A 7,357-nucleotide genomic window follows, 5' to 3' on the forward strand; every position below is an offset into this window, starting at 1 on the left:
GGGATAAAGTATTGTCTGCTGCATCTTTCTATTTTGGGCTTTGTGTGCAATTTTATTAATTATTTTAATATCAGCGTTTAAGATTGAGTAATGTGTCCATATCATTTGTTTTGGTTTTAAAGTGGGAATTCCTTTATCAGCAGTATGAGATATTTTGAAAGTGAGGTGTTTTTGCATGATTTTCTACAGTATAAGGAGGTGTTTGTCCAATGACTTTCCAAAGCATATTATTTGAAAAAGCTGAAGACAGAAAAGAAGAGATCCTTGAAGCGCCCGACTTTTTTATAGATTTAAATCTTGACCAGATTATAGACGTAATCACGGCCGGCAGGGAGGAATATAATTTAAAACCTTTCTTTTATACTCCCTTGAACGATATCGACTCAATCAAATATCGTCATGAAATAATGCGGGATCTTGAAAATAAAATTCTGTTTGAGAAAATTAAATCATTTACGCAAAAAATGCGCGCAATGCGAGAACATCTTGCCCAGAAAGACAAGCTTTACTACAAATACCAGAAGGAAAGCTGGTTTTTGGATGCGGTGGAAATTTATTGCGACACCGTCAATTACCTGCTGGATGATTTAAACCTTGAAGATTTAAAATCACGCGGTTTTTGGCCTTCCGCGAATATTTGGTAAGCTATGTTAACTCCGAGCATTTTACGTCGCTTCTGGTGGAAACGAAAAAGCTAAAAGCGGATTTATCTACGGTAAAATATTGCCTGCTCATCAAAGGTAACAGTATCAATGTTAGCAAATATGAATCCGAAATTGACTACAGCGTGGAAGTGGAGAAAACATTTGAGAAATTCAAGCAGGGAGCGGTAAAAGATTACAGGATTAAATTTTATGACTATCCGGACATGAATCATGTTGAGGCGGGAGTATTGGATTTGGTAGCTAAATTGTATCCCGATATTTTTTTAAATCTTGACAATTACTGTGCAAAAAACAGCAATTATCTGGATGAAACAATAGCCGTATTTGATAGAGAAATACAATTTTATATAGCCTATCTGGAATATATTGCTGAATTTAAACGAGCAGGGCTTAAATTTTGTTATCCGCAAATTTCCGATAAATGCAAGGAAGTTTATGATTATGAAGGATTTGATCTGGCCCTGGCTTATAAACTCATTAACGAAAATTCGCCCGTTGTCTGCAACGATTTTTGCCTGAAAGGCAAGGAGCGCATATTTGTTGTAACCGGTCCGAACCAGGGCGGTAAAACGACCTTCGCCCGTACCTTCGGTCAATTGCATTATCTTGCCAGCTTAGGCTGTCTCGTCCCGGGCCAAAAAGCGAAGCTTTTTCTGTTCGACAGGCTTTTTACGCATTTTGAAAGGGGAGAAAACATAAAAGATCTCCGGGGCAAACTGGAGGATGAACTGATCAGAATTTACCATATTCTAAACCAGGCCACATCAAACAGCATTATCATAATGAACGAAATTTTTACTTCCACCACATTAAAAGACGCTATTTTCCTGAGCAAAAAAATAATGGAAAAAATAATACAATTGGATTTGCTGTGCGTCTGCGTAACATTTATTGATGAATTGGCTTTTTTGAGCGAGAAAGTCGTAAGCATGGTCAGTACAATAGTTCCTGAAAATCCGGCATTACGGACGTATAAAATTGTAAGAAAGCCTGCTGACGGACTTTCATATGCCATATCAATTGCCGAAAAGTACCGGCTTACTTACGATTATTTAAAGGAGCGCATAAGAACATGAATGTTTTTCTCATGTATAAAGATCATGACTTTGACCTGCAGCGGAAATTACCGTGGAATGAACAAATACTGACACAAGACCTGGAATTAGACACGCTGTTTGATGCTATGGCATCCGGTGACAAATTTTTATTTGAAGTGGCAAACAAAGCTGTTTTGTCCGGTTTAAATAATGATCTGGACACAATACTATATCGCCAAAACATTCTTAAAGATTGCCTGAAAAATTCTTCCATTGTCAGGGATATATACGATATTGCGGTAGAATCAATTGAAAGCGAGAAAAAGAATTACTGGGGCCTTTTCAGCAATTATCCCAGCTCGATACTGCATAGATCGATAGAAGTGTTGCAGATGTTTATGGACATGCTCAAAAAACTAAGAACTATTGCCGATGAACATGCCGATAAATTTGAGTCTGAGGGCTTTACAGCGTTTTTCGCGATGCTCAAAAAAGAACTTGGTGATGAATATTTTGAAAGTGTCCAAAATCATCTGAGGGAACTGAAATTCAAAAGCGGAGTTTTGATCAGCGCTGAATTGGGAAAAGGCAATAAAGGTATCAATTATATACTTCGTAAACCACAAGACAAAAAACAGAGTTGGATAAACCGGATCTTTGCCAAAAAACCCCTCGTTTACACTTTTACTATCGCTGATCGCGATGAAAGCGGCGCCAGGGCCCTGTCTGAATTAAACAACAGGGGTTTAAATCTTGCTGCAAATGCGCTTGCCCAATCCAATGATCATATTCTCAGTTTTTTTAACATATTGCGGACAGAGTTGGCCTTTTATATCGGTTGTTTGAATCTATACGAACAACTTTCCCAAATCGGGGAACCTGTATCTTTTCCCCTGCCCGTGGCTCCCAATGAACGCAGACATTCTTCCAAAGGATTATATGATGTGTGTTTGGCTTTAACAATGAAACAAAAAATTGTAGGCAACGATTTGAATGCCGACGAAAAAGACCTTGTGATAATCACAGGTGCCAATCAGGGCGGCAAATCGACCTTTTTGCGAAGCATAGGTTTGGCCCAATTGATGATGCAGTGCGGCATGTTTGTACCGGCCGAAGCTTTCTGTGCTAATATCTGCGATGGCCTTTTTACGCACTTCAAAAGGGAAGAAGACGTTACCATGGAAAGCGGTAAGCTTGATGAAGAACTCAGCAGAATGAGTGACATCGTAGACAATATAACTTCAAATTCCATGTTGCTGTTTAATGAATCATTTGCCGCGACAAACGAAAGAGAAGGCTCGGAAATTGCAAGGCAGATAACTTGCGCATTATTGGAAAACCGCATCAAGGTTTTCTTTGTTACGCATTTATATGAATTTGCACATGGTTTTTATGACAAAAAAATGGAAAACGCCATTTTCCTGCGGGCTGATAGGCAAACCGACGGAGGACGGACTTTTAAATTAATCCCAGGCGAGCCATTGCAAACCAGCTATGGCGAGGATTTGTATAACAGGATATTCTGCGGCAATACCTGATAGTTTGGGAGAGGAAGATGAAGCATGGACACAAGGAATAAAGACCGTCCCTCGTCTAAAGCACATGCTGGGATTGCGGACGGTATAGAATCTGCGGTTGAGATCAAACCGGATTTGGAGAAGCTGCACGCATACACGCAGACCAGTTGCGCATTGTATGCGAAGCGCTGTCGGTGCTGGGTCGGGAAAACGGGGAACGACAGTGCGGGGACCTGGTGGCGAAGTTGGCTGAAGACCGCTTCACCTTGGCGGTACTCGGTCAGTTCAAGTGCGGCAAGAGTTCGCACATGAATGCGATTATCGGGTATGAACTCTTGCCCACCGGCGTGCTACCTCCTTATTTCCGCCATCATGTCTTCATCCAGGCTTTCAAACAATAGCTTAAGCTCACCATTTAATAGTAACGTGACTTCTTTTTTACTCGTATCGATGTTTCTCATGAAATCTCTGAACATATTTACTTTTTTGCGGATATCCTCTAAAGAGATCTGCCGAAGTTCAATACTGCTTTTGAAGTATGTTTCAAACATGTCAAGTATTTGTTTGATCTCTTTCATAAAACCGTTTATAAGGATAGCGCCCTTTTCTTTCATCAGGAATTCACCGATAGCTGATACTGGGGCGGAGATGCCGCTCATATCAATCAATTTATCGTTATTAGATATTCTGTCTTCCCGCGCAAGCCTTGCAGATACGGGATGCATGTGGATGTCCTCCTTTTTTGTAATATCCTTTACTACTGTCTTTGTAAATGTGATGATATCACTCAGCTGGTTTTCCTTAATATAATCGATTTTATTAAGCAAAAACATCTTTCCCAAATTTTTTGTAATCTTTAACAGGAATTCCTTTTTCAGCTTCGCTTATTGGAAGGCCGACGTAGAGAACAAAAATTATTGTAATGAGAGGGCTTTGCAGGTGTCCATCGAATCATTGCCGCCATTATAGATGAAATATCTGACATTATGCTTTTTAAATAAATCAAGAATTTTTTATATTACGATTCATCTTCTTAATTCACTCATTTTAGCCCCTCCAATTCATTTTGATTTTTTACATAAAATGAGCTGATGATTTCTACATTCGGTTTAAATCTGTAGAAGCCATCAGCTATTTATCAAGCATTTAAGGTGAGTTTCATCACCAGACAATTATTAATTCTATATTTATTATATTACTTTTTTACGTTATAGAATATATTTTTACCTTTAAATATTGCACTGTCTCCAAGCAGTTCTTCAATTCTCAGAAGCTGGTTGTATTTTGCAATCCTTTCCGTCCTGCACGGAGCGCCGCTTTTTATTTGCCCAGCGTTGACAGCTACAGCGACATCTGCCATTGTAGTATCTTCCGTTTCGCCAGAGCGGTGGGAAATAATGGTAGTGTAATTGGCTTTGTGAGCCATTTGTATTGTATCAAGCGTTTCGGACAGTGAGCCGATTTGATTCAGCTTAATCAAAATGGAATTTGCGATATTCTTATTTATGCCTTCCATTAGTATTTCGGGGTTTGTTACGAAAATGTCATCACCTACCAACTGGATTTTTCCGCCAAGCTTTGCTGTTAAGGAAGCCCATCCATCCCAATCGTTTTCTGCAAGTCCATCCTCAATGGATATAATCGGGTATTTATTAATCCATTCAGAATAGAGTGTTATCATTTCATCGGAGGTGCGGCTCACTTTTTCTCCTTTAAAGACATATTTTCCATCTATATAGAATTCGGAAGCAGCAGGGTCTAAAGCAATAGATATGTCTTCGCCCGGTCTGTAGCCTGTCTTTTCGATTGCTTCGACAATCAATTTGAGTGCATCTTCATTAGCAGTAAGATCAGGGGCAAAACCGCCTTCGTCGCCTACTGCCGTATTCATGCCCCTATCTTTTATAACCTTCTTTAGAGTCTGGTATACTTCGGCACACATTCTTAAAGCAGTTGAAAAACTATCTGCGCCGATAGGCATGATCATGAATTCCTGTATGTCTACGGTATTATCGGCGTGTTTTCCACCATTTAATATGTTCATCATAGGGACTGGAAGCTCATATGAGTTGGCACCGCCTATGTACTTAAAAAGCGGAATTTTTAAATAGTTGGAAGCTGCTTTTGCTGCCGCCAGTGATACACCTAAAATTGCGTTTGCTCCAAGTTTTGACTTGTTTTTTGTACCATCCAATGAGATCAATACATGGTCAATTTTTCTTTGTTCAAGCACATCAATACCTGATATTTCTGGAGCAATGATCTTATTTACATTATCCACAACTGTTCTAACACCTTTGCCATGGAATCTTTTCTTATCATTGTCCCGAAGCTCTACTGCTTCCCTTGTACCTGTAGAAGCTCCTGAAGGGACAGCTGCCCTTCCTACAACTCCATTATCCAATATAACGTCAACCTCAACTGTTGGATTCCCCCTGGAATCCAAAATTTCTCTTGCTTTTACGGAATTGATGCTTGGCATATTTTCCATCTCCTTTATTTAAAAATATTTGGTATGTTAAAGGCTGATTTATCCAATTGCCGAAATGATAGAAGTCATCAGCCGAATACCCGTCAATGCAAATATCTATTGTGGTAATATAATTATCCACTTACTCCATATTATTACCTTCATTTCTAGGCAGTTTTTTCTATTTTTGAAAAGCTTATTATCAAAAACGCAGTAAATGCGCATGCAGCCCCAAAATAAAATGTTGCTGAAGGGGAAACTTTATCCCATAGATATCCTGCAATAATATTTGCCGGCAAGGTCATAACGCCCAGAGAAGCATTGAATAAACCGTAGGCTGTGCCGCGCTTGTTATCGGGTACTATATTGGCGACTAATGACTTCGCTATTCCTTCAGTGGTTGCATAATAAAGACCGTAGAATATGTATATTAACCATATATGCCATGGATGGTTAGCGAGGGCAAAGCCTATATATGATAGGGCATAAACAAGCCATCCGATTTGCATTACTTTGACCCTGCCTATCCTGTCCGAAAGACTGCCGGCAGGAACAGATAAAAGAGCATAAAAAAGGTTGAATACTGCATAAACTATCGGAATTGTTTCGGGACTTATACCCACGTTTTGAGCACGCAGAATTAAAAATGAGTCGCTTGAATTACCCAATGTAAAAACAAGCATGATTATAAGGAAGAAGAGGAATTTACCTTTTAATATGCTAAAATCAAATTTTGTCTGTTCCTTGGAAACAGGTGTGGCTTTTTCACTTACAAAAAGACCGATTAAAAGTATTGTTACGGCGGAAATTAGTCCTGCGATATAGAAGATTATTCTGTAACGCATATTTCCGCTTACTAAAAGATAAAGTATCCCGGTTGTCGCAAGGGGACCGATAACAGAACCGAACGTGTCAAGCATACGTTGATACCCGAAAGAAAATCCCATCCGGTCTTCCTTTGCTGATTGAGCCACTAATGCATCCCTGGGAGCGTCTTTTGCACCTTTTCCTATACCGTCAATTAAACGCAAAGTAAAAGCTTGCCATGCAAAAAACACAGTTCCAAATAGGAAACGGCTTATTGCAGAAAGTAAATAGCCGATAAAAACGATACTTTTTCGTTTACCTAACCTGTCAGAAATAATACCGGAGAGTATTCTAAAGACACTTACAATTGTCGTCACGCTACCCTCTATAAGACCTATTGTCTCTTTGTTTAGTCCCAACACAGAGGAATAAAAGATCGGAAGTATTGGCTGAATCATATCCTGGCCGAAACCACCAAAAAAGGCCACCCAGCCCAGCGTACGGACATTATTCCTCTCTTTGTTCGGTTTACTCTTATTATCCATAATTACATCCCTTTCATAAAAATAAAAAGCTAATAATTCCACCATCGAGGTAGGAACTATTAGCTTCTTAATTCAAGCATTTCTGACGAGTTCCATCGCCATTAGTATTTACTTTAACTGTATATATTATAATATACATCAGGAAATTTATCAATTGATATCTTAAGTTCTATCTCAAATTTATGGTATGTGTGTTTGCCGTCTAATAGATTAAATATTTTTTTCTGCAACAAGCAGGAATTTTTGCAGTACAAGTAGAATTGATTTTAGTGTACAAAGCAGTATTCCACGAATGATAGCAACATCTATGCACCTG

Annotated in this window: 6 protein-coding genes and 2 riboswitches; of the genes, 3 read left to right on the forward strand and 3 right to left on the reverse strand. The window is 39.1% G+C overall.

All coding sequences use genetic code 11. The features are described from left to right. Window positions 1–209: 209 nt before the first annotated feature. Genes QME45_14205 through QME45_14215 form a run of 3 tightly spaced genes read left to right on the forward strand, consistent with a single transcriptional unit; the run spans window position 210 to window position 3,240 of the window. Window positions 210–644 (forward strand): hypothetical protein, encoded by a 435-nt coding sequence (locus QME45_14205; protein MDI6619783.1) that lies wholly within the window; start codon window positions 210–212, stop codon window positions 642–644. Continuing rightward, a complete protein-coding gene (locus QME45_14210; protein ID MDI6619784.1) occupies window positions 638–1,741 on the forward strand; it encodes a DNA mismatch repair protein MutS in 1,104 nt (367 codons plus the stop codon). Before QME45_14205 ends, QME45_14210 begins: the two co-directional genes overlap by 7 nt. Then, window positions 1,738–3,240, forward strand: a complete 1,503-nt coding sequence (locus QME45_14215; protein MDI6619785.1) for a DNA mismatch repair protein MutS — start codon at window positions 1,738–1,740, stop codon at window positions 3,238–3,240. Before QME45_14210 ends, QME45_14215 begins: the two co-directional genes overlap by 4 nt. 329 nt (window positions 3,241–3,569) lie before the next feature. Here the strand turns inward: QME45_14215 and QME45_14220 are convergent, their stop codons facing one another. From QME45_14220 to QME45_14230, 3 genes are all read right to left on the reverse strand, one after another. Further along, entirely contained in the window at window positions 3,570–4,046 is a 477-nt protein-coding gene (locus tag QME45_14220) for a hypothetical protein (GenBank protein ID MDI6619786.1), read from the reverse strand. Between the two features lie 284 nt (window positions 4,047–4,330). Continuing rightward, window positions 4,331–4,394: riboswitch (Fluoride riboswitch) on the reverse strand. A 20-nt stretch (window positions 4,395–4,414) separates the two neighbouring features. Next, window positions 4,415–5,701: a phosphopyruvate hydratase gene (eno, locus tag QME45_14225; GenBank protein MDI6619787.1), complete on the reverse strand. Its 1,287-nt coding sequence runs from the start codon at window positions 5,699–5,701 to the stop codon at window positions 4,415–4,417. Window positions 5,702–5,856: 155 nt separating this feature from the next. Further along, entirely contained in the window at window positions 5,857–7,041 is a 1,185-nt protein-coding gene (locus tag QME45_14230) for an MFS transporter (GenBank protein ID MDI6619788.1), read from the reverse strand. Window positions 7,042–7,084: 43 nt separating this feature from the next. Then, window positions 7,085–7,150, reverse strand: a riboswitch (Fluoride riboswitch). Between the last annotated feature and the right edge of the window lie 207 nt (window positions 7,151–7,357).

The organism is Clostridiales bacterium (genome assembly GCA_030016385.1).
In the GTDB taxonomy this organism is placed as follows: domain Bacteria; phylum Bacillota; class Clostridia; order Clostridiales; family Oxobacteraceae; genus JASEJN01.

What these genes read in the sequence shown, in the direction of transcription:
- QME45_14230 (MDI6619788.1), bottom strand. Translation starts at nt 7,041, where the DNA reads ATGGATAATAAGAGTAAACCGAACAAAGAGAGGAATAATGTCCGTACG.
- QME45_14205 (MDI6619783.1), top strand. Translation starts at nt 210, where the DNA reads ATGACTTTCCAAAGCATATTATTTGAAAAAGCTGAAGACAGAAAAGAA.
- eno (MDI6619787.1), bottom strand. Translation starts at nt 5,701, where the DNA reads ATGCCAAGCATCAATTCCGTAAAAGCAAGAGAAATTTTGGATTCCAGG.
- QME45_14215 (MDI6619785.1), top strand. Translation starts at nt 1,738, where the DNA reads ATGAATGTTTTTCTCATGTATAAAGATCATGACTTTGACCTGCAGCGG.